Source organism: Methylophilus sp. DMC16 (assembly GCF_056314045.1).
The window spans coordinates 360,494-381,082 of the sequence record NZ_JBQUZC010000003.1; the positions used below are offsets into that span (position 1 = coordinate 360,494).

Here is a 20,589-nt window from a genome sequence, read left to right on the forward strand (position 1 = left end):
ATGATGACAGGAGAAGTCATGTCCCTCTCGAACATACAGAATAGCCGTGCGGACCTACGGCGCAACCAGGTGCTGACGGCCGCGACTGAGTGCTTTAGAAACCAGGGCTTTCATGGCACCAGCATGTCCCAGATATCCAAAGCTTCGGGCATGAGTGTTGGGCACATCTATCATTACTTTGAGAATAAAGAGGCCATTATTGAGGCGATCGTGGAAAAAGATTTGCTCAAAATACTCAATGTTGCTAACCGCGTTGAGCAAAACCGGGGCGACGGTGATATCTTTGATGCCCTGATTGCTGACGTTGAAACGACTGCGATGGATACTTTCTATGATCCAGATGCGCCCTTATTGCTGGAGGTGATTGCCGAGGCCGCACGCAATCCAAAAATTGCCAATATCATCCGCCGCGCAGAAGCCACGGCCATGGAAAGTATCAAAAGTTATTTTCGTAAAGGAATGATGCAACGGCAAATGAACATCTCAGAAGAGGCGCTAGATACCGCTTGTAATTTGATAGCTTCTTTGTTTGAAGGCTTTACTATCCGGTTGATCAGGAATCCTGACCTTTCACTGAAACGTACTATCCCGATGTTAGGCAGGACGATTCGGTATGTTCTGGAGCACGAGTTAAATGCCAGCTAACAAGTAGGATGGTTAAAAGTAACTGTGTTTTGAGAGATTAGACAAGCGCTGAGAGTTGCTTTTGGCTCACTTGTGCACGCGGAGAAGATCGTGATTGGCAAGAGTGATGTTTGCCAAAAGCGGGCAATAAAAAAGGGCTGATAGCCCCTTTTTTTGAAACTGTATGTAATCAGGCGGCGCCTAATTGTACAGGTGTTAACTGGATCAGTTTTTTAACCAGGCCCGGATGTTGTTCTGCATGTGCCTCTTTCAGGCAGGCTTTGGCACAGCTGGCACATTTGCCGCATTCTGCCCCTACGCCCAGTTGATCTTTCAAATGCTTGACGGTTTTTGCGCCATTCTTCACTGCTTGATGAATCTGTCGCTCTGTCACTGCATTACACACGCAAACGTACATATTGCCTCTAATTAAGTTCACTAATGATAATTATTATCATTTAATGTGACTTTGTCAAGCGGCATATGGTTCCTTGCAGCCATAAAAAAAAGCCGCTTTCGCGGCTTAATTCAATGATTCACTAGCGTGTATCAGCTAATCAGACTCAATCTGTGATTGCAGGTAATTAGGTAGGGTCACGTCTTCGATCAGGCTTTGCTGGGTTTCCAGCCAGTCGATGGCTTCTTCACACGCTTCAAGCAACTCGGTCAACAAGTCGCGTGTGACGTAATCTTGCAGTTTCTCGGCTTCTGCAATCGCCTCTACCAGTTGCGGGCGCTGTACTTCTTTTTCAAAGCTCAGGTCGCCCTGCAGACATTCCACCACCTCTTCGCCTATGAGTAACTTGCCCAGGTTTTGCAGGTTAGGCAGGCCATCCAGAAAAAGAATGCGTTCAATCACCTCGTCCGCTTCTTTCATGACGCGGATGGATTGTTTGTACTGGTAGTCATTCAGTCGCTCGAGCCCCCATTTTTTGAACATGCGCGCATGCAAAAAATATTGGTTGATCGACGTCAGTTGGTTTTTAAGCACCTTGTTCAAGGTGGTAATGATTTGTTTATCGCCTTGCATGCGTGATACTCCTTATGCAGCAGAAGGGCTGCTGCCCATTTGGCTCTGGCAGTAGTTTTCGATACCCACCAGTTTGATCAGATTGAGCTGTTTTTCCAGCCAGTAGGCGTGGTCCATTTCGGTATCTTCGAGTTGCACCAGCAACATTTCGCGGGTGACGTAATCTTGCGCTTGTTCACAGGCTTCCATAGCCTTTTTCAGGTGTTTGACCACGGTGTATTCCAACGCCAGGTCAGACTCCAGCATGGATTTTACATCCTTGCCAATATTGAGTGATTCACGCTTGGCCAGATTGGGTTTGCCTTCGAGGAACAGAATGCGCTGTATCAAGGCACGTGCATGTTCGCGTTCGTGCAGCGATTCATGCAGGCTATGCTCTGCCAGGCTGCCCAGGCCCATATCGGCATACATTTCACCGTGAATCAGGTATTGATCGGTGGCGGACAACTCGCCTGCCAGCAAGTCGTTCAGTATCTCTATAATTTTTTTGTCGCCCTTCATGACGGCTCCTTGCACGTTTCAGATGCTAGCCATCATACAGCAAAAATAAATTGATGCAATTGAAATTTTTATGTAACTATTTGATTTTAAATGATATTTTAAATAGAAACATAAATGACAATCGTTCTTGATGCGCTTGGGGTGAATCATTCCAGTCAGCGAGGCTATAACAGCAACGAGAGGTCATGCGCAATATTCTCTGGCTTCTCGCCATAGCCCTCGTAAACACGCGGTGCGCCAGTCTTATCAAACACATACAAGCCTGCACTGTGGTCCATGGTGTATCCTGATTTTCCCGGCTCACTGACTTTGGCAGCATACACCTTATATTCGCTCAAATTGGCCGCCACTTCAGCCGGGGTGCCGCGCAAGCCAATAAAACGCGCATCAAAGCCGGGGACGAACTGCGCCAACACCGCTTGCGTGTCGCGCTCTGGATCCACCGTCACAAACAGCACCTGTACATCGTTGGATTTTTCACCGAGTAATTGCATCGTCTTTTTCAGGTCGGTCATGGTAGTGGGGCAAACATCCGGGCAATGCGTGTAACCAAAAAACATCACCACGACCTTGCCTTTAAAGTCGCTCATATGGCGCAATTTGCCCGTGTGATCGGTGAGAGACAGCGGCTGCCCAAACTGGGTACCAGTCAGGTCGGTGCCAATAAAGCGGGCAGAGGGCCCTTGCTGGCAAGCCACCAGCAGCATGCTCAATAGCGAGAACACCAGATAAAGCCACTTAAATCGCACAGGCATGCAAAAAATCCTTGTAAATCATCATTGAAATGGATTCTAGCATAGGCGAAAAGCGCGCAGATTAGTTTACAATACTGGTTTTTGATGACTGACGGATTAAAGGCGAGTTTAAATGGCAATACCGAGTTCGATGGCAGACCGTGACGGCGTTATCTGGTACGACGGCAAAATGGTCAACTGGCGTGACGCCACCACCCATGTATTAACCCACACCCTGCACTATGGCATGGGCGTGTTTGAAGGGGTGCGTGCCTACAAAACTGACAAGGGGACAGCGATTTTCCGCCTCAAAGAGCACACAGACCGCTTGTTCCGCAGTGCGCATATCCTCGGCATGAAAATGCCGTTTGATAAAGCGACCATCTCCGAAGCCCAAAGAGCTGCTGTGCGTGAGAATAATCTCGACTCTGGCTATCTGCGCCCGATGGCGTTTTATGGTGCAGAGGCCATGGGCATTTCTGCCAAAACCTTATCTACTCACGTCATTGTTGCCGCCTGGAGCTGGGGTGCTTACATGGGCGAAGAGGCGATTACCAAAGGCATTCGCGTAAAAACGTCTTCTTTTGCGCGTCACCACGTCAACATCACCATGTGTAAAGCCAAAGCCAATGGCAACTATATGAACAGCATCCTCGCACATCAGGAAGCGGCGCAGGACGGTTACCAGGAAGCGCTGTTGCTGGATGTGGACGGTTTCGTGGCTGAAGGTTCCGGTGAAAACATTTTCATCATCCGTAACGGCAAGCTGTACACGCCAGACCTGACCTCTGCGCTGGAAGGCATTACCCGTGACACCATCATTCACCTGGCCAAAGAAGAGCTGGGCCTTGAAGTGATTGAAAAACGCATTACGCGTGACGAAGTCTACAGCGCTGACGAAGCCTTCTTCACCGGGACTGCTGCTGAAGTGACGCCTATTCGTGAACTGGATAACCGCGCCATTGGCGAAGGCACCCGTGGTCCGATCACCGAGAAACTGCAAAGTATGTATTTCGATGTGGTTAAAGGGAAAAACGCCAAGTACGCTCACTGGCTGACCCTGGTTTAATGAATTGTTGCCTGTTTGCTGGAGAGTTTGAATGTCTGATGTCAAAGAGTTTGAAGTAGACGGCAAAGACTTGCCATTGCATTGCCCAACCAAAGAAGTGGCCTTGTGGGCATCACATCCCAGGGTGTTTCTGGATGTGGCGAAAACGGGAGAGGTCTCGTGCCCGTACTGCGGGACGAAATACCGGTTGAAACCCGGCACACAGGTGCATCACCATTAAGTCAAAACCCACGCATCGCGTGGGTTTTTTGTTGGTGGGGTTGTTGCGTAGTTTAGAAGTTTTAGGAAAGTCATTTGGTATTTCTGCGTCATTCCGCGGAGGCTAGAATCCAGGCGAGGCGAAGGGTTGGTTTGGCTGTAATAAAAGAGCAAACGTTGCATATGTTGGAAGTACAAATGGATATTTCTTTGGATAGTCATACTTCTATTTCGCCTGTAGGCGAGTTACTTTTCTTTGCTTGCCCAAAGATAAAGTAACCAAAAGAAAGTGCACCCCAGCTTCCGCTTGTTTCCTGTGTTGCTCGGTTTAGGACTTTCGTCCGTTGCTTTGCCGGACTTAGGCATAAGCGCTCGCAGAACTCATCCTAGCGGCCTGCACAAAACGCAGGCCACCGCGGGATTCGAACAGCCGCTCGCTTAATCTTATTTTGTCTGCGCTACTCGGCGCGGCAGATGGGGACCCCGAACACCATGCGAGCGCAACCGTCATTTGTTTCAACAAAAGAATTGGAGATTCAAACCGTCCAAACTTCAACGATGCAACTTTGGCGAGATAAATCCCATTCCATCACGCTGAGTAGCGGAGACAAAGTAAGAAACAAGGGAGCGACTGTCTGAGCTCCGCGGCAGCTTGCAGGGTGTGCAGGCTGCTAGGACGAGTTTCGTGACCGCTTACTTTGTTGAGCAACGCAAGGGAGCCGCAAGGCCGTGATGGCTGGGTGTCGTCCTCTTTGGTTACTTTCTGGGGGACCAGCACCAGAAAGTGACTCGACGAGAGGCGAAAGAGTAGTCTGTGAATGCGACGAGTTGAAGAGTCTTTTAAGTGATAAATAAAAAATTACTTTTTTAGGATGTCCCTATTCGTAATCAGCTAAACCGAGTTGCTCCACAAGGCTTGCATTACTTGCTGAGTTTCTTCTGTTCCACTGGTCAAAAACACAAAATCCCCAGCTTCCATAGCTGCATTAAGTATCTGCTTTTGCTCCAGCACCTGATGTAGACGCTTGGCAACAGCTGCCCCGGTATCAATCAAGGTGACTTCGGGCCCCACAATCTCTTGAATCTGCTTTTTAACAAACGGATAGTGTGTGCAGCCCAGCACTATGGTGTCTGCGCCTGCAGCCATCAGCGGTCGGCAGTACTGTTGCAGAAGTGCCAGGGTTTGCGGGGTATCTAGCTGACCTTGTTCTATGCACTCTACCAGTCCCACGCAGGCTTGTGTCACGACTTGCACGCCTTGACCGTAATGCTCGAGCAGGGCGGCGAATTGTGCGCTTTTAAGCGTGCCAGTGGTGGCGAGCACGCCGATGATGCCGTTTTTGCTGGCCGCTGCCGCGGGTTTGACGGCGGGTTCCATGCCGATAATGGGTAGAGTGTAACGCTCGCGCATGGCGCTGATGGCCGCGGCAGTGGCGGTGTTACAGGCGACGACCAGTGCTTTTGCACCTTGGTCGATGAGGGTGTCGGCGATGGTAAAGCAGCGCTGCTGAATTTCTGTCGCCGTTTTGTTGCCATAAGGCGCATGTGCGCTGTCAGCAAAGTAGTAGAAATGCTCGTGTGGCAGCTGGCGGGTTAAGTGTTTGAGGACGGTGAGGCCGCCGACCCCGGAATCCATGACCCCGATTGGGGCGTTGACTGCAATCGCTGAGCACATCGAAATGGCACGGTATGATTTATAATGGCTGGATTATATCGGATTTTATACGGGTGACAGGGATGGCCAACCGGCTGAGCAAGATTTACACGCGTACCGGCGATAGCGGTACGACCGGGCTGGGCGACGGCACGCGCGTCGCAAAGTCTGATCTGCGCGTGGAAGCCATGGGTGACGTGGATGAGCTGAATGCGGTGTTAGGCATGTTGCTGGTTGAAACCTTGCCTGAGGATGTGCGTGACAGTCTGCTGGCGATACAGCATGACTTGTTCGATTTGGGCGGTGAATTGTGTATGCCAGGGCATACGTTTATGCAGGCTGGCCGTGTCGCGTTTTTGGAAATGACGCTGGATACCTGGAACGAAGCATTGACGCCGTTAAAAGAGTTTATATTACCTGGCGGCAGTCGGGCAGCCGCGGTGTGTCATTTGGCACGCACGGTGTGTCGGCGTGCCGAGCGGGTGTTGCATGCCTTGCATGCGCAAGCACCGGTGACGCCCGTGGCCTTGCAATACCTGAACCGTTTGTCCGATTTGCTGTTTGTCCTCTGTCGTACCTTAAACCGGCATGCGGGTGTGCCGGATGTCTTGTGGAATAACCAACATAAACTGTAGCGCGGCGCAGGCTGACGCTCGAATTGCAAAATAATGATTAAACAATTACTGCAGAAAGTATTCCGTCGGCGTGCCAGCGCGAATACACACACTCAATTGCCAGCGGCACAAATCATCCAGGCGGGCAAGCACAAAATCAACCAGAAACATATCAGCCAGGCGGCCCTCAAAACCTGCGACCAGCTGCAAAAGGCCGGGTTTCAGGCTTATATCGTCGGCGGCGCAGTGCGCGATTTGCTGCTTGATCATCCGCCCAAAGACTTTGATGTGGCAACCAATGCCACCCCTGAGCAGGTGCATAAGGTTTTCCGCCGTTCGCGTATTATTGGCCGCCGTTTCCGGCTGGTGCATGTGTTATGGGGGCATGAGACTATAGAAGTGTCTACCTTTCGCGGGCATCACCTGAGTGAGGGCGATGCTGAAACCAATGACAGTGGCCGTATCATTCGCGATAACGTGTTTGGCAGCATAGAAGAGGATGCGGTGCGCCGCGACTTCACCGCCAATGCTTTATATTACGACCCCAAGCGGCAGGAAGTGCTCGATTTTCATAATGGGGTGGCCGATATTCGTGCCAAAACCTTGCGTATCATCGGCGACCCGATCAAGCGTTATCAGGAAGACCCGGTGCGTATGTTGCGCGCCGTGCGCTTGTCAGCCAAACTGGGCTTGAAGTTGGAGCGAGATACCGAGACCCCGATTCGCAAGCTGGCCGATTTACTTGAAGACGTGCCGCCTAGCCGCTTGTTTGATGAAATGCTTAAGCTGTTCTTGTCCGGGCATGCCATTGAAAGCATCAATGCTTTGCGTGCGCAGCAGTTACATCACGGCTTGTTGCCGTTGCTGGATGTGATACTTGAGCAGCCCATGGGCGAGAAGTTTGTCATGCTGGCGCTTAAGAATACCGACGAGCGCATTTCGTCCGGCAAGTCATCCAACCCCAGCTTTTTGTTTGCAACCTTGTTGTGGCATGAAGTCTTGCTTGCCTGGCAAGAAAACCAGAAGCGTGGCGAACATATGATTCCTGCGCTGCATGAGGCGATGAACGAAGTCATCGACAAGCAAGCCGAGAAGATGGCGATTCATAATCGCTATACGACCACCATGAAAGAGATCTGGGCGATGCAGCCGCGCTTTGAACAGCGCTCGGGCAAGCGGCCATATGCCTTGCTCACGCATCCGCGTTATCGCGCCGGCTATGATTTTCTGCTATTGCGCTGTGCCTCTGGCGAGCTGCCGCAAGAAATCGGTGACTGGTGGACGCGTTTTGCCGATGCCGGGACAGAAGAGCGTACCGCCATGTTGCTACCGGAAAGCGGCCCGAAAAAACGTAGACGCAAGCCACGCAAGAAAAAACCGGCGGGTGGAGACCTGGCCTGATGGCGATTGCCTTGATTGCCCTGGGCGGCAATTTGCAGCAGCCGGAGCGGCAGGTTAGCAAAGCCATTGAAGTGTTGGCGCATACGCCAGGCTTGACGCTGCTGCAAGCTTCTAGTCTCTATGCCACCGCCCCAGTGGGGTATGATAACCAGCCAGACTTTATCAATGCCGTGGTGCAAATGGCGACCGAGATTAAGGCGCCACACCTCATGCAATTGCTGTTGGAGATAGAACAGCAGTTTGGCCGCGAGCGCCCCTTTCCCAATGCGCCACGTATTCTGGACCTGGATCTGCTCGATTATGACGGCATGCAGTTGGATACCCCGCTGCTCACCCTGCCGCATCCACGCATGCATATGCGCGGCTTTGTGGTGGTGCCGCTGGCTGAAATTGTGCCGGACTTTGTGCTGCCATCCGGGCAGAGTGTTGTAGAATGGTTGACAACAAACAAGCACGACGACGTGCGCAAACTGGATCCGAATTCAATCCGCTAGACGAGCAATCTCCATGTTTACCCGCTTTCCTTATGTTGTCATTGAAGGTCCTATTGGCAGTGGCAAAACCACGCTGGCCCGCATGCTGGCAGACAAGTTTTCGGTAGAGTTACTCTCCGAAAAAGCCGAAGCCAATCCTTTTTTGACCCGCTTTTATCAGGATGCGCAACGCTACGCCTTGCCTACGCAGCTATTTTTCCTGTTTCAGCGTTCACGGCAGATTGAGGACATGGCGCAGCGTGACATGTTTGGCCAGCCTACGGTGTCTGACTTTTTTCTCGAAAAAGACCCGCTGTTTGCGCGCCTGAATCTCGATGATGAAGAGTATTCGCTTTACCATCAGATTTACCAACATCTGCAGCTCAAGGCACCCAAGCCTGACCTGGTGGTCTATCTGCAAACCCCGGTCGATGCCTTGATGGATCGTATTGAAGAGCGCAATATCAGCTATGAGCAAGACATGCCGCGCGAGTATATTGCGCGTCTGGCTGAGGCTTACAGTGAATTCTTTCATGCTTATGATGCTTCACCTTTGCTGATCGTCAACAACGAAAAGCTCAATATCATTAAAGACCCGGAAGCCTTTGATTTGCTGATCGAACGCATAGGCCAGATCAAGAGCAGCCGCGAGTACTTTAATCCCAATTTCTGATGCGGGTCTGCTGCGACGCATGTGCTTTTTGCGGGCAGCCTTTTAAGACGACATAACGACATGCTGAATACTCTGATCACCAGGGCCAGATCGGGCGAGAAGATTGCCATGCTGACCTGCTATGACGCCACCTTTGCCAAGTTGCTGGCATTGGCGGGAGTGGATGTATTGCTGGTCGGGGACTCACTAGGCATGGTGATACAAGGCGGCAGCAACACGCTCGCCGTCACCATGCAAGACATGGTTTACCACACCCGTATGGTCGCCAGAGGCGCGCCGCATACGGTCATCATGAGCGACATGCCTGCTTGCAGCTATGAGCATGATAGAGAAACTGCGCTCACTAACGCACAAACCCTACTCGCGGCAGGCGCGCATATTGTCAAAATCGAGGGCGGTGGAGACATGGTCGAAACCGCGCGCTATCTGATTGAAAACGGTGTGCCGGTCTGTGCGCACCTTGGCTTTACCCCGCAATCCGTTGAAAAGCTGGGCGGCTATAAAATCCAGGGCAAGACAGAAGAAAGCGCCCGCGCCATGCTGGCCGATGCGCAAGCGATGGCCGCCGTCGGCGTCAGTATGGTGCTGTTTGAAATGGTGCCCGCCGCTCTGGCGACGCAGATTACGCAAACGATTCAGGTGCCTACCATAGGCATAGGCGCCGGGGCAGGCTGTAGCGGCCAGGTGCTGGTATTACAAGATTTGTTGGGCATTTATACTGGCCCCGCCGACAAAGCGCCGCAAGACTACAAAGCGCCCAGGTTTGTGCAAAACTTTTTGCAACAGGGCGGCAGTGTGCAGGGCGCGGTGGAGAGTTATGTGCACGCCGTAAAGACCGGGTGTTTTCCTGAGGAAAAGCATCGTTATTAATCTGCGTACCATGAAATTACTTGCCATCGAATCCTCCACCGAAACGCTTTCTCTGGCCCTGCAAACCGAGGCCGGGTTATTGACGTTTGATGAAGTCACCGGCCCTGCCGCTTCGCAACGCATCTTGCCGGAAATCCAACATTTATTGATGAAGGCTGGCGTAAAGTTGCCTCAGTTGGATGGCATCGTCTATGGCATGGGGCCAGGTGCATTTACGGGTGTGCGTGTTGCCGTCGGCGTGACACAAGGCTTGGCTTTTGGTGCAGATTTGCCAGTGGTAGGGATCAGCTCGGTCTTGGCCGTGGCTGAGACAGCGTGGCTGCAAACGCAGTCCGAGAAGGTGCTGGTGTGCCTGGATGCACGTATGGGCGAGGTCTATCATGCTGCTTTTATCCGCGAAACGGATCAGTGGCTGGCGGTGAGTCCGCCGGTGGTGTGTAAGCCACACGAGGTGCCTGCAATAGCGGGCGAAGGTTGGTTGGGGGCGGGCTCGGGGTGGCGGGTGTTTGCCGAGGGCTTGTCCGCGCAATATGCAGGGCAGGTGAGTGAATTTGCCCCTGAATGTTTGCCTAAAGCCAGTGCCATGCTCGCGTTGGCGCAGCCATTGTTTGTGGCTGGGCAAGGGCAGGCAGCCCATGAGGCGGCCCCTTTGTATGTGCGCAACCGGGTGGCGTTGACCGCTGCCGAGCGTGCGCAAGGCCAGACCTTGTAAGGGCCATATGAGCGCATTACCACATTCTCAACCCAGCTTCAGGCCGATGACAGAGCAAGATCTGTCTGCCGTGATGCGTATCGAACCCACCATTTACAGTCATCCGTGGACCCTGGGCAATTTCAAGGACTCCCTCAATGCCGGCCATAGCGCCTGGGTCATGGAGTTGGCGGGCGAGTTGGTCGGCTATGCGCTGGTGATGATGGTGCTGGATGAAGCCCACTTGCTCAACATCAGTGTGGCAAAACCGTTTCAGGGGCAGGGTTTTGGGCGTGCGTTGCTGGCGCAGATGATTGCCATCTCTCGCCGCTATCAGGCGGCCAATATGTTTCTTGAGGTGCGGGTCAGCAATACGTCCGCGATTGCCTTGTATGAGGCGGTGGGGTTTTGTGAAATGGGCATACGCCGCAATTATTATCCGACCAAGAGCGGCCGCGAGGATGCGGTGCTGATGGGCTTGGCCTTATGAGCAGGAGGGCATGATGAGCTTGACCCGTGACGATATGCTGCGTGAACTGGAGTTGTTGCCGGCATGGCATGTGCGCATGCCGCCAGTGCTGGAGATGGCTGCTGCCATGCCGCAAACAGCGCCTGTGACTGTGGGCGAGCAAGTGACCCTTGTCGCAGAAAAAACGGTCCCTCCAGATGTGACAGAGACCCCTCCCGAGTTACCTGTCACTGAGTCGCCAACCATGGCCCAAGGGCTTGCTACAGCGGAGTCAGCACATGTTTCCCCCTCCAACTGGGATACAAAAGTTGCTGAAGAGGCCCCCGTGCACAGCGTGTCGCTTGACGCGCCAGTACTGGCGCTTGAGGTGGATAACCCTGTAGAGGATATCGCCGCTGAGACGCCAGCCGAGAGCGTTGCAACGCTGATTCAGTCTCCCTGGCTGATCTATTCGACCCGCCCCGTTGACGCCCCCAGCCAGCAATTGCTGCAAAACATCATGCAAGCCATGCAGTTACCTGCTGATGAGGTGACCGTGACTCATGAACCGTTGCAACGCGCACAGGTCAGCAGCCGCTTTTGTGTGCTGTTTGGCCTGGCGGCCGCCAATCAGTTTTTAAATGCCCAACATAACGAGATCGCAGCCGTGCGTGGTCAGTTGCATGCAGTGGGTGACTTGTCGTGTGTGGTGACGCATGACTTGGCTGCGATGGTGCAAACACCTGCGCTCAAGCGTGAGGTATGGCAGGACTTGTGCCTGTTACTGGCAAAGAAAAGCGAACTGATGGCTTGAATAAACACTTCTTTGGCCGCATCTATTGCAGTGTTGTGGAGTGTTTGAATGTGGCTAACCAATCGTGGCAAGCCCGTCACCACCAAATATTTTTAAGTGATTGAAGACTGGAGTCTCAAATATGCGCCGTTTATTCACTCTGTTGTTGCTGACTGCGACACTTAGCCTGTCTGGTTGTGGTTATAACCAGTTCCAAAGCCTGGATGAAGAAACCAAAGCCAATTGGTCTGAAGTGCTCAACCAGTACCAGCGCCGGGCCGATCTGGTGCCTAATCTGGTTTCGACAGTCAAGGGCTATGCCAGCCACGAAGAAAAAGTACTGACTGAGGTGACCGAGGCGCGCGCCAAAGTTGGCAGCATGCAAGTGACGCCAGAGCTGCTGAATGATCCTGAGGCGTTTGCCAAGTTTCAGGCGGCGCAAGGTCAATTGACCAGTGCCTTGTCACGCTTGATGGTGGTGTCAGAAAACTACCCTAACCTGAAGGCAGATGCCAGTTTCAGGGACTTGCAGGCGCAGCTGGAAGGCACAGAGAACCGTGTCACCGTGGCGCGTAATCGTTACATCGAATCCGTGAAGCAATACAACGTCGCTGTACGCAGCTTTCCAAACAACCTGACCGCCATGATGTTTGGTTATCAGCCCAAGCCCACGTTTACGGTAGAAAACGAAAAAGCCATTTCTAGCGCGCCTAAAGTCGATTTTGGTGACAGCAAGTAACGGCGGGTGGCTTTGCGCTTAAGAGCATTATTTCTTACCTGGTGCCTGTTCTGCATGGCGTTGGTTAGCCATGCAGAAGATCTGGTTGCTATCCCTGCTTTACAGGCTGCGGTCACTGATTTGACGCAGACCTTGCGTCCTGAAGAGCAAGCGGCCCTGAACCAGAAGCTGAGCCAGTTTGCCCAGCAAGCTGGCTCGCAGGTCGCGGTACTGATCTTGCCCAGCACGCAGCCAGAAGACATCGCGCAATTTGGCATTCGCCTGGCCGAAGCCTGGAAAATTGGCCGCGATAAGCAGGATGATGGCGTGATTGTGATCGTCGCCAAAAACGACAAAAAAATGCGCATTGAAGTCGGCTATGGGCTGGAAGGGGCGATTCCTGACGCGATTGCCAAGCGCATTATTGCCGAGCAAATGGCGCCGGCCTTCAAGCAGGGCCAGTTTTACAACGGCCTGAATCTGGCCACGGATACCTTGATCAAGCTGATACAAGGCGAGCAACTGCCCGCAGCGGATAAACCATCCTCGCATCACTCAAATGCGGATGGCTGGATGACCATGCTGCCGATATTGATGTTTGCCGCCATTATCGCCGGGGCGATTTTCAAGAGCATGTTAGGGGATTTTCCGGGCAGCCTAGTGACCGGCGGTGCGTTGGGTGTACTGGCCGGATTCCTGGGGGCCACCTTGCTGGTCATGGGCTTGGTCGGCCTGGCGGCATTTGTCTTTACACTGGCCATGGGCGGGCGTGGTGGCAGTGGTATGCCGTATTCTGCGGGCGGCTTTGGCGGCTACTCGGGCGGCAGCCGTGGGCCGGATATTTTCAGTGGCGGTGGCGGTGATTTTGGCGGCGGCGGGGCTTCCGGCGATTGGTAAACTAAACTCATGAAACCCATTCATCCTCTCAAACGCTGGTTTAAGCATGCCTGGAGCCATCCTCGCCAGGTCAAGGCGCTGTTTTCTGTACAGGCGCTGACCAATATTGAAAATGCTATCTCACAAAATGAACACCATCATGCCGGTGAAATACGCGTGGTGATTGAATCTGGCTTGCCCGCCTATGCTATCCTGCGAGGGCTCACCCCAAGGCAACGCGCCATTCACTTGTTTGGTCATTTGAATATCTGGGATACCGAGCATAACAATGGCGTACTGATTTACCTGTGTCTGGCCGATCAGGATGTTGAAATTGTCGCCGACCGCGGTATTCATCGGCAGGTGGGGCAAGCAGGCTGGCAGCAGATTTGCCAGCAGATGGAAGGGATGTTCAGAAGTGGGCAGTTTGAAGCAGGTGTGGTTTACGGTATTCAGGCCATTGGCCAACATTTGGCAGCGCATTTTCCGCCCGAAGCTGTGCCGCGTGACGAGTTGTCTAACCGCGTCCTTATTCTCTAGCGCACACCTGTTCTCCGGTTTTGTATTGGCCTGCTTATCGGGCGCGATGCCAGCACAGGCCGATCTCAAAGACATCTATCGTATTTATCACAGTCCTCCCACCCTGCAAGCTTTTGAGATTTGTCAGGGCGGGGGCTGTGTCCAGTCAGACGTGCTGAGCCTGAGTTCTGCCGAATGGGATAACGTCGAGCAACTATTTACGCCGCTGCCAGCGACTGCAGAGGCCGAGCGCGAGGCCATTGCAAAAGCCATCGGCCTGCTGGAGGACATGGTCGGTACCAAAATTGGTACTGCAGCAGACCGTGCCGGGACGTTTAACAACAGTGAATACCTGCATCAACAAGACTGCAACGACGAAGCGATCAACAGTACGACCTATCTGCGACTGATGCAGCAAGCTGGCCTGATCCGTTACCATGACATTCTTGATACCCGCACCCGCAAGTTTTTTCTAACCGGCTGGCCACATACGGCCGCCGTCATCCGTGAGCAGGCCAATCAAGCTGAATATGCGGTTGATAGCTGGTTCTACGATAACGGCTATCCGGCCACCATCATCCCGATGGCGACCTGGAAAGACGGATACATTCCTACCGATAGTCCGATCTTGCAACGGCCACAGCAAAAAGAGGCGACTGCCGAGTAGGCGCGGATGACGCCGCCAGCGAATAAGGCTAAAATCGCGCTTTCGGATTTTAATTAAAGTTATTCTTATGCGCGCCTCACAATTTTTCATTGCTACCCAAAAAGAAGCCCCTTCAGACGCTGAACTCATCAGCCACAAACTGATGGTGCGTGCCGGCTTGATCAAAAGGCTGGGTAGCGGTTTGTATAGCTGGATGCCGCTGGGCTTGCGCGTGTTGCGTAAGGTAGAAAACATTGTGCGCGACGAAATGAACAAGGCGGGTGCGCTGGAGCTGTTGATGCCCGCCGTGCAGCCTAAAGAGTTGTGGGAGGAAACCGGCCGCTGGGCGGTGTTTGGCCCACAAATGCTCAAGATTCAGGACCGGCACGAGCGTGACTTCTGCTTTGGCCCCACGCATGAAGAAGTGATTACTGACATCGCGCGTAAGGAAATCAGCAGCTACAAACAGTTGCCGCTTAACTTTTACCAGATTCAAACCAAGTTTCGTGATGAGATTCGCCCGCGTTTTGGCGTGATGCGTGCGCGCGAATTTTTGATGAAAGATGCCTACTCTTTCCATACCAGCGTCGATTGCCTGGTGAATACCTACAACACCATGCACACGGCTTATAGCAATGTGTTCACTCGCCTGGGCCTCAAGTTCCGCGCCGTGAAAGCCGACTCAGGCGCCATTGGTGGCGATGGCTCGCAAGAGTTTCACGTACTGGCAGACAGCGGTGAAGATGCACTGGCCTATTGCGAGCAATCTGATTACGCGGCTAACGTAGAACTGGCCGAAGCCGTGGCGACTGGCAGTCGTGCCGCAGCCACAGAAGCCATGCGTGAAGTGGATACACCCAAGCAAACGACCTGCGAAGATGTGGCCAAGTTGCTGGAAGTGCCTGTGAGCAAAACCGTGAAGTCGGTGGCCTTGCTGGTGGATGGTGTGTTTACGCTGGCCTTGTTGCGCGGTGATCATCAACTCAATGAAGTGAAATTCGGCAAGGTAGAGGGCGTGAAAGAGTTCCGCCTGGCCACCGAAGAAGAAATCCGCGCCAACCTGAACTGCCCGCCTGGTTTTATTGGCCCGGTGGGCGTGAATGCCAATGTACGTGTGGTGGCCGATAGAACCGTGGCCCTGATGAGTGACTTTGTCTGTGGCGCCAATAAACCTAAGTTTCACCTGGCAGGGGTCAACTTTGGCCGCGATTTGCCTGAGCCAGCCATCGTGGCCGATATCCGCAACGTGGTAGAAGGCGATGCGAGCCCGGATGGCAAAGGCAGCCTGAGTTTGTGCCGTGGCATTGAAGTCGGCCATATTTTCCAATTGCGCACCAAGTATTCAGAAGCCATGCAGGCGACTTACCTGGACGAAAACGGCCAATCACAAGTGATGGAAATGGGCTGTTATGGCATTGGCGTGTCACGGATTGTGGGGGCAGCGATTGAGCAGGGCAATGATGACAAGGGCATTATTTTCCCCTTGAGCATGGCACCGTTTGCGGTGGTGATCTGCCCGATCGGCCTCGATAAGAGTGAGGCCGTCAAACAGGCCGCGTTTGAGCTCTATGCGCAACTGCAACAGGCGGGTGTAGATGTCTTGCTCGATGACCGTGGCGAGCGTCCTGGCGTGATGTTTGCCGAGAGTGACCTCATGGGTATTCCGCACCGCGTGGTAATTGGTGACCGTGGCCTGGCTGAAGGCAAGGTGGAATACAAAGGCCGCACCGATGCTGAGGCACAAAACCTGCAAGTGGCTGATTGTTTGGCCTTTTTGCAGCGCAAGCTTGCTGAGTAATTAGCGGGATTTAATCCCTCTTTTTGCCCGTCCACCGCACGCCGCTTGTGATTACAATAGGCAACATGAAAAAAGTGTTTTTTTATGTGTTTGCCTTGTTGGTCACCGGCCTTTGTCTGTGGGCGGCGCCTTCTATGGCGGGCAATCAAAAAGAAGAGCCGCTGGCCAATAGCGTTAAAGCTGTGATGCAAAAATCCGTCAGTGACCTGGCGGCGCCGCGCCTGATTTTTGATTCCGAGCAAGCGGCACAAGTCTGGTTGCAAGAAATGTCAGCCCGCTTGGCCAAGCGCATGCCAGACGCGCACTACCGTGAAGATTTTCTCAAGTCCGTGCATTATGAAGCCACACGCGCCGGGCTGGATCCTCAGTTGGTGCTTGGCCTGATTCATGTTGAAAGCGGTTTTAAAAAGTATGCAGTCTCTAGCGTGGGCGCAAGAGGCTATATGCAGGTGATGCCTTTCTGGGTGCAGTCTATTGGTACGCCTGAACACAATCTGTTTGATATGCGCCTGAATCTGCGTTATGGCTGCACGATATTGCGCCATTATCTGGATATTGAGCGCGGCGATTATTACCGGGCCTTGGGTAGATATAACGGCAGTCTGGGCAAGCCGGACTATCCGAATCTAGTGGTGGGGGCTTGGCGCAATCATTGGCATTACACGCCATCGCCGCAAGTGATCAAAGTGAATATGACCAGCAGCCAGTAAAAAGTGCTTTGCAGATAACGTGTGCCTGCCAGCAATCAAAAAACCGCGCTTGAATCAGCGCGGTTTTTTTATGGGTTACTTGACCACCTTGAATCCGTAATAGGTGCCAAACTCGCCTTCAGATTCGTGATAAACGAATAGCATGCCGTTGGTGTATCCCAGCCCATTAAAGTGATTTTGTGAGCGCAGTTTCATGGTAGCGGGTAGGGCGCTTTTACCCACATATTGCCCGTTCAAGTCAAAAATCAATACGGCTTTATGGTCTACGTCTAGCAAGGCCAGCTCATTACCCGCCACGCCGGTGAAGGCGACAAAATGGTCGCTGACATCATCGTGGGCTACTTTGGCTTTGGCAAAGTCCAGCTTGATCTCCTGCAGTTTTTCGCGCTGCTTGGTATCCACAACAAACACGAGATTGCCGTGCTCTTGCTTGGCGAAATAGTGTTTGCTCACTGGGTCATAACTTGGCATGGTAGCCGCATCGCCAAAGGCTGGGTTGAATTGTGAAATTTCGCCAGAAGTGCCCAGCAGCTCGCCAGTCTCGGCCACTTCCAGGCTGAAAATCCCGGTGTTAGGCAAAAAGCCTACCGCGCTAGAAATGTTGTAAGTAATGATCTCCAGCTTGCCGCTATTGGGGTTGAAATAGAGCGAGCGGTTATCAAACCCCGGTTTGGCTGACTGCACATACTTGCCGTCGCCGGTAAACGTATGCACTTCAGACTTGGAGATGGGTGCTTCAAACTCGCTGCCCATGGGCGCCAGGCCGCCATCGGCAATGTAGTAATGCTGGTTGGCTGGCAAGTAGGCCACGCCCATCGGGCGTGTGGTTGGTTTCTTGGCCAGCGGGATTTTGATGCCGATTTCTGCCTCAGGCAAAATCTCGGCCTGGGTGGTGAGCGTCAGGCATAGCAGTGCCAAGCCGCTCAAAGTTTTTGGGATGAATTGCATATCTCCGTATCCTAGTTTTTATCAGTGTTTAATAGACGTTATTTTAGTCTGCAAGTTTAATGCTGGGCGGATTACTTGCGCGTGATCAGCATGGCATCGCCATAGCTAAAAAAGCGGTAAGACTGGGCAATGGCGTGCGCATAGGCCTCACGCATCAAGTCGTAACCGCCAAATGCCGAGACCAGCATCATCAAAGTGCTCTTAGGCAGGTGAAAGTTGGTGATCAAACGGTCTACCAGTTTAAACTCAAATCCTGGCGTAATAAAAATATCCGTGTCGCCATGGTGCGCAAACAACTTGCCTGCATGTGCTGCGCTTTCCAGCGTGCGCAATGAAGTGGTGCCCACGGCCGTGATCCGCTTGCCCGCGGCCCGCGCAGCGAGGATGGTAGCGATCGTCTCTTCCGGCAAATGGTAAACCTCGCTATGCATATGGTGCTCGGCGATATTATCGACCTTCACTGGCTGAAACGTCCCCGCGCCCACATGCAGCGTCACATAACGTACATGGACGCCTTTATCCATTAGCGATTGCAACAGCACCTCGTCAAAATGCAACCCTGCCGTTGGTGCGGCCACTGCGCCCGCATGCTTGGCAAACACCGTCTGGTAGCGGCTATCGTCGGTCGCATCTGCCGCGTGCTCAATATACGGCGGCAAAGGTAATTGGCCATACTGTTCCAAAAAGTCATACCACGACTGTTCGCCTAGTAAGCGAATATGGAACATATCCTGCACCCTGCCGAGCACCTCAGCCTGCATCTCGCCAGCCAGGTGCAGCATACTCCCTGCCTTTGGAGAGCGGGATGATTTGATTTGCGCATAAGCTTCTTGCGGTGACAGTACGCGGTCTATCATCACCTCAATCTGTCCGCCGGTGGCTTTCTGACCAAACAATCTGGCCTTGATGACTTTGGTATCGTTCAGGACCAGCACATCGCCTGCGGCAAACTGCTTGCCAATCTGCCGGAACAAATTATCCTTGATGGAACCGTCTTGCGCATTGACCTCCAGCAAGCGGCTTTCTGAACGATTGGGTAACGGATATTGGGCAATCAGGTGGGGCGGAAGATAAAAATCGAAATCTAGAGTTCTCATAAATGAAAATTATGGTTATAATAGCGGTCTTTGATGTCCTACATTATATCCCATGCCGGGATGGCGGAACTGGTAGACGCACTGGACTCAAAATCCAGCGCCGCAAGGCGTGCCGGTTCGATTCCGGCTCCCGGCACCAAGCGCTCTTAAATAGAGCTCAAAAGACTCAAGAACGTATAAACTTTAAAGGCCTAGATGAAAATCTAAGCCTTTTTGCTTTACGAGAGACTATATCGCAGGATATGGACTTTAAACGAGCGGATTAATTTTTTACCTCAATCAAATCCCGATAGACATGCCAACTTGCGTGCCCAACCACGGGCATGGTCAGCATTAAACCTAAAAAGTTGGTCGCCAGGCCAAATCCAATGAGCACGACAATACAAAAAGCCCAGAGCAGCATGGGGATAGGGTTGCGGGCGCAGGTGCGCAGGCTGGTAATGGCGGCGGTCCAGGCGCTGGTGTTTCTATCTAGCATGAGGGGCATGGCAATGACGCTGATGCTGAAAATGGCAGCGGCAAACAAGGCGCCAGTGCCAAAGTAAACTAACAGGAAAACCGGTTGTTTGAATGTGAATACATTGATGACGACATCGGTAAAGGTGGGCAGCGCACCGTGAAAGTAATGCGAGAAAATGGTCATGGAGAGCCGCACCCAGCTTAAAAACAAACACACCAGCAGCACGGTAAACAGAGTGATGTTGATGAGGTTGGGTAGCCAGGCCATGAGCGTGGGGGCGAGGGCGGGTGGCTCACCAGCTTCCATGCGTCTGCTCAGATCGTATAGCCCCATGGCCAGGAATGGCCCTAGCAGGAAAAACCCGGTAGTGAGCCCGGCGAGCAGCCAGTAATTTTCAGCGAAGATGGTGTGTAACAGGATGCCTGTTGCCGCAAAAAAAATGCCATAAAACAGGCTGGCACGGCCACCGAGATGAATGTCAGTGACGCCGGAGTGTAGCCAGTCTGGAATGATGTGGATGGGGACTTTTCGAATTAAAAATTCATCGTCAGCGTGTATTTTGTTGGCTGAAATATGCTGTATGCCCATGTGTTTGGCCCCCGTCAAAAATGATGGCTATCATTCATTGCTGCTGGCAGTGGGGCCGGTCTTAAAACTAAAAATACACTTTCGTGGACGGCGGTCCCGCTACTGGCATTTCTAATCAATCAACACAAAAAACTGCTTTGAATGCGCCAAGGTTTGAGGCTTTGCGCACGTCACCCGGAGCGCATTTCTGTTCCGAGAGTTGTTTAGCTTAATCATGAATGGTGGCTTAAGCAACAACAAAAATGTGACAACACCCACCGGAATATTTTCTTGATTGTGCTTTTAAGTGACATTTTTCGGTGTGAGTGCGCGCGATGATCTTGATGGCCGAACCAAGGTTTTGAATTGCTTTGCCGCGTTTTTAAAGGGCTGTGAGGGGGATTGCAATTGTGAGATTGGTAGAGTGAGAGTGTTTTTTTGTTAAGCGTGGCTATTCATAAATTTACATTGATGACA

At 52.5% G+C, this 20,589-nt stretch carries 25 protein-coding genes and 1 tRNA gene; 18 read left to right on the plus strand and 8 right to left on the minus strand.

The genetic code is table 11. The features are described 5' to 3' along the window. Nucleotides 1-18 precede the first annotated feature (18 nt). A complete protein-coding gene (locus ACT53D_RS13185) occupies nt 19-645 on the plus strand; it encodes a TetR/AcrR family transcriptional regulator (protein WP_194749313.1) in 627 nt (208 codons plus the stop codon). Nucleotides 646-814: 169 nt separating this feature from the next. Here ACT53D_RS13185 and ACT53D_RS13190 read toward each other — a convergent pair whose 3' ends face one another. The 4 genes from ACT53D_RS13190 to ACT53D_RS13205 form a co-directional block, all read right to left on the minus strand. Continuing rightward, nucleotides 815-1,042, minus strand: coding sequence for a (2Fe-2S)-binding protein (locus tag ACT53D_RS13190; RefSeq protein ID WP_194749314.1), 228 nt, complete (start codon nt 1,040-1,042; stop codon nt 815-817). A 135-nt stretch (nt 1,043-1,177) separates the two neighbouring features. After that, complete coding sequence (gene bfr / locus ACT53D_RS13195) at nt 1,178-1,654, minus strand: bacterioferritin (protein WP_194749315.1); 477 nt, start codon at nt 1,652-1,654, stop codon at nt 1,178-1,180. 12 nt (nt 1,655-1,666) lie between these two features. Beyond that, nucleotides 1,667-2,155 (minus strand): bacterioferritin, encoded by a 489-nt coding sequence (gene bfr, locus ACT53D_RS13200; RefSeq protein WP_194749316.1) that lies wholly within the window; start codon nt 2,153-2,155, stop codon nt 1,667-1,669. Between the two features lie 164 nt (nt 2,156-2,319). Next, nucleotides 2,320-2,910, minus strand: a complete 591-nt coding sequence (locus ACT53D_RS13205; RefSeq protein WP_275356656.1) for an SCO family protein — start codon at nt 2,908-2,910, stop codon at nt 2,320-2,322. Nucleotides 2,911-3,040: 130 nt separating this feature from the next. Between ACT53D_RS13205 and ACT53D_RS13210 the strand changes: the two genes are divergently transcribed. Further along, complete coding sequence (locus ACT53D_RS13210; protein WP_379073770.1) at nt 3,041-3,958, plus strand: branched-chain amino acid transaminase; 918 nt, start codon at nt 3,041-3,043, stop codon at nt 3,956-3,958. A gap of 31 nt (nt 3,959-3,989) precedes the next feature. Further along, a complete protein-coding gene (locus ACT53D_RS13215) occupies nt 3,990-4,178 on the plus strand; it encodes a zinc-finger domain-containing protein (protein WP_313986044.1) in 189 nt (62 codons plus the stop codon). A gap of 870 nt (nt 4,179-5,048) precedes the next feature. Here the strand turns inward: ACT53D_RS13215 and murI are convergent. After that, entirely contained in the window at nt 5,049-5,831 is a 783-nt protein-coding gene (gene murI, locus ACT53D_RS13220; protein ID WP_476156612.1) for a glutamate racemase, read from the minus strand. Nucleotides 5,832-5,893: 62 nt separating this feature from the next. Between murI and ACT53D_RS13225 the strand changes: the two genes are divergently transcribed. From ACT53D_RS13225 to ACT53D_RS13290, 14 genes are all read left to right on the plus strand, one after another. Next, a complete protein-coding gene (locus tag ACT53D_RS13225) occupies nt 5,894-6,445 on the plus strand; it encodes a cob(I)yrinic acid a,c-diamide adenosyltransferase (RefSeq protein WP_194749321.1) in 552 nt (183 codons plus the stop codon). Between the two features lie 33 nt (nt 6,446-6,478). Then, complete coding sequence (gene pcnB / locus ACT53D_RS13230) at nt 6,479-7,825, plus strand: polynucleotide adenylyltransferase PcnB (RefSeq protein WP_275356659.1); 1,347 nt, start codon at nt 6,479-6,481, stop codon at nt 7,823-7,825. Next, complete coding sequence (gene folK, locus ACT53D_RS13235; protein WP_313986054.1) at nt 7,825-8,319, plus strand: 2-amino-4-hydroxy-6-hydroxymethyldihydropteridine diphosphokinase; 495 nt, start codon at nt 7,825-7,827, stop codon at nt 8,317-8,319. The genes pcnB and folK overlap by 1 nt, the downstream gene beginning before the upstream one ends. A 13-nt stretch (nt 8,320-8,332) precedes the next feature. Further along, the gene (locus tag ACT53D_RS13240; protein WP_228518910.1) at nt 8,333-8,971 is read left to right on the plus strand and encodes a deoxynucleoside kinase; all 639 of its coding nucleotides are present in this window, start codon (nt 8,333-8,335) and stop codon (nt 8,969-8,971) included. 60 nt (nt 8,972-9,031) lie between these two features. Next, nucleotides 9,032-9,841, plus strand: coding sequence for a 3-methyl-2-oxobutanoate hydroxymethyltransferase (gene panB / locus ACT53D_RS13245; protein ID WP_476156615.1), 810 nt, complete (start codon nt 9,032-9,034; stop codon nt 9,839-9,841). A gap of 10 nt (nt 9,842-9,851) precedes the next feature. Further along, nucleotides 9,852-10,553, plus strand: a complete 702-nt coding sequence (gene tsaB, locus ACT53D_RS13250) for a tRNA (adenosine(37)-N6)-threonylcarbamoyltransferase complex dimerization subunit type 1 TsaB (RefSeq protein WP_476156617.1) — start codon at nt 9,852-9,854, stop codon at nt 10,551-10,553. A 46-nt stretch (nt 10,554-10,599) separates the two neighbouring features. Next, nucleotides 10,600-11,022, plus strand: coding sequence for a ribosomal protein S18-alanine N-acetyltransferase (gene rimI / locus ACT53D_RS13255; protein WP_476156619.1), 423 nt, complete (start codon nt 10,600-10,602; stop codon nt 11,020-11,022). Nucleotides 11,023-11,032: 10 nt separating this feature from the next. Next, a complete protein-coding gene (locus tag ACT53D_RS13260) occupies nt 11,033-11,794 on the plus strand; it encodes a uracil-DNA glycosylase family protein (RefSeq protein WP_476156621.1) in 762 nt (253 codons plus the stop codon). A gap of 121 nt (nt 11,795-11,915) precedes the next feature. Beyond that, complete coding sequence (locus ACT53D_RS13265; protein WP_194749326.1) at nt 11,916-12,512, plus strand: LemA family protein; 597 nt, start codon at nt 11,916-11,918, stop codon at nt 12,510-12,512. A gap of 54 nt (nt 12,513-12,566) precedes the next feature. Then, on the plus strand, nt 12,567-13,388 hold the full coding sequence (locus ACT53D_RS13270) for a TPM domain-containing protein (RefSeq protein WP_476156622.1): 822 nt from the start codon (nt 12,567-12,569) through the stop codon (nt 13,386-13,388). Nucleotides 13,389-13,397: 9 nt separating this feature from the next. Beyond that, nucleotides 13,398-13,907 (plus strand): TPM domain-containing protein, encoded by a 510-nt coding sequence (locus tag ACT53D_RS13275; RefSeq protein ID WP_476156624.1) that lies wholly within the window; start codon nt 13,398-13,400, stop codon nt 13,905-13,907. Beyond that, complete coding sequence (locus ACT53D_RS13280) at nt 13,873-14,553, plus strand: hypothetical protein (RefSeq protein ID WP_476156626.1); 681 nt, start codon at nt 13,873-13,875, stop codon at nt 14,551-14,553. Before ACT53D_RS13275 ends, ACT53D_RS13280 begins: the two co-directional genes overlap by 35 nt. 67 nt (nt 14,554-14,620) lie before the next feature. Further along, the gene (locus ACT53D_RS13285) at nt 14,621-16,330 is read left to right on the plus strand and encodes a proline--tRNA ligase (protein ID WP_476156627.1); all 1,710 of its coding nucleotides are present in this window, start codon (nt 14,621-14,623) and stop codon (nt 16,328-16,330) included. Nucleotides 16,331-16,395: 65 nt separating this feature from the next. Beyond that, on the plus strand, nt 16,396-17,040 hold the full coding sequence (locus ACT53D_RS13290) for a lytic transglycosylase domain-containing protein (protein WP_379073546.1): 645 nt from the start codon (nt 16,396-16,398) through the stop codon (nt 17,038-17,040). A 75-nt stretch (nt 17,041-17,115) separates the two neighbouring features. Here ACT53D_RS13290 and ACT53D_RS13295 read toward each other — a convergent pair whose 3' ends face one another. Continuing rightward, nucleotides 17,116-17,988, minus strand: coding sequence for a hypothetical protein (locus tag ACT53D_RS13295; RefSeq protein ID WP_476156629.1), 873 nt, complete (start codon nt 17,986-17,988; stop codon nt 17,116-17,118). 71 nt (nt 17,989-18,059) lie between these two features. Then, nucleotides 18,060-19,085: a tRNA preQ1(34) S-adenosylmethionine ribosyltransferase-isomerase QueA gene (gene queA, locus ACT53D_RS13300; RefSeq protein WP_476156630.1), complete on the minus strand. Its 1,026-nt coding sequence runs from the start codon at nt 19,083-19,085 to the stop codon at nt 18,060-18,062. Nucleotides 19,086-19,139: 54 nt separating this feature from the next. Between queA and ACT53D_RS13305 the strand changes: the two genes are divergently transcribed. Continuing rightward, nucleotides 19,140-19,224 (plus strand) — tRNA-Leu (locus ACT53D_RS13305). A 123-nt stretch (nt 19,225-19,347) separates the two neighbouring features. On the opposite strand, the gene ACT53D_RS13310 is transcribed toward ACT53D_RS13305, so the two are convergent. Next, nucleotides 19,348-20,133: a DUF2189 domain-containing protein gene (locus ACT53D_RS13310; RefSeq protein ID WP_194749333.1), complete on the minus strand. Its 786-nt coding sequence runs from the start codon at nt 20,131-20,133 to the stop codon at nt 19,348-19,350. Nucleotides 20,134-20,589 lie beyond the last annotated feature (456 nt).

Bases quoted from the DNA above. Each gene is read 5' to 3' on its own strand.
- ACT53D_RS13185 (WP_194749313.1), top strand. From the start codon at position 19: ATGTCCCTCTCGAACATACAGAATAGCCGTGCGGACCTACGGCGCAAC.
- ACT53D_RS13190 (WP_194749314.1), bottom strand. From the start codon at position 1,042: ATGTACGTTTGCGTGTGTAATGCAGTGACAGAGCGACAGATTCATCAA.
- bfr (WP_194749315.1), bottom strand. From the start codon at position 1,654: ATGCAAGGCGATAAACAAATCATTACCACCTTGAACAAGGTGCTTAAA.
- bfr (WP_194749316.1), bottom strand. From the start codon at position 2,155: ATGAAGGGCGACAAAAAAATTATAGAGATACTGAACGACTTGCTGGCA.
- ACT53D_RS13205 (WP_275356656.1), bottom strand. From the start codon at position 2,910: ATGCCTGTGCGATTTAAGTGGCTTTATCTGGTGTTCTCGCTATTGAGC.
- ACT53D_RS13210 (WP_379073770.1), top strand. From the start codon at position 3,041: ATGGCAGACCGTGACGGCGTTATCTGGTACGACGGCAAAATGGTCAAC.
- ACT53D_RS13215 (WP_313986044.1), top strand. From the start codon at position 3,990: ATGTCTGATGTCAAAGAGTTTGAAGTAGACGGCAAAGACTTGCCATTG.
- murI (WP_476156612.1), bottom strand. From the start codon at position 5,831: ATGTGCTCAGCGATTGCAGTCAACGCCCCAATCGGGGTCATGGATTCC.
- ACT53D_RS13225 (WP_194749321.1), top strand. From the start codon at position 5,894: ATGGCCAACCGGCTGAGCAAGATTTACACGCGTACCGGCGATAGCGGT.
- pcnB (WP_275356659.1), top strand. From the start codon at position 6,479: ATGATTAAACAATTACTGCAGAAAGTATTCCGTCGGCGTGCCAGCGCG.
- folK (WP_313986054.1), top strand. From the start codon at position 7,825: ATGGCGATTGCCTTGATTGCCCTGGGCGGCAATTTGCAGCAGCCGGAG.
- ACT53D_RS13240 (WP_228518910.1), top strand. From the start codon at position 8,333: ATGTTTACCCGCTTTCCTTATGTTGTCATTGAAGGTCCTATTGGCAGT.
- panB (WP_476156615.1), top strand. From the start codon at position 9,032: ATGCTGAATACTCTGATCACCAGGGCCAGATCGGGCGAGAAGATTGCC.
- tsaB (WP_476156617.1), top strand. From the start codon at position 9,852: ATGAAATTACTTGCCATCGAATCCTCCACCGAAACGCTTTCTCTGGCC.
- rimI (WP_476156619.1), top strand. From the start codon at position 10,600: ATGACAGAGCAAGATCTGTCTGCCGTGATGCGTATCGAACCCACCATT.
- ACT53D_RS13260 (WP_476156621.1), top strand. From the start codon at position 11,033: ATGATGAGCTTGACCCGTGACGATATGCTGCGTGAACTGGAGTTGTTG.
- ACT53D_RS13265 (WP_194749326.1), top strand. From the start codon at position 11,916: ATGCGCCGTTTATTCACTCTGTTGTTGCTGACTGCGACACTTAGCCTG.
- ACT53D_RS13270 (WP_476156622.1), top strand. From the start codon at position 12,567: ATGGCGTTGGTTAGCCATGCAGAAGATCTGGTTGCTATCCCTGCTTTA.
- ACT53D_RS13275 (WP_476156624.1), top strand. From the start codon at position 13,398: ATGAAACCCATTCATCCTCTCAAACGCTGGTTTAAGCATGCCTGGAGC.
- ACT53D_RS13285 (WP_476156627.1), top strand. From the start codon at position 14,621: ATGCGCGCCTCACAATTTTTCATTGCTACCCAAAAAGAAGCCCCTTCA.
- ACT53D_RS13290 (WP_379073546.1), top strand. From the start codon at position 16,396: ATGAAAAAAGTGTTTTTTTATGTGTTTGCCTTGTTGGTCACCGGCCTT.
- ACT53D_RS13295 (WP_476156629.1), bottom strand. From the start codon at position 17,988: ATGCAATTCATCCCAAAAACTTTGAGCGGCTTGGCACTGCTATGCCTG.
- queA (WP_476156630.1), bottom strand. From the start codon at position 19,085: ATGAGAACTCTAGATTTCGATTTTTATCTTCCGCCCCACCTGATTGCC.
- ACT53D_RS13310 (WP_194749333.1), bottom strand. From the start codon at position 20,133: ATGGGCATACAGCATATTTCAGCCAACAAAATACACGCTGACGATGAA.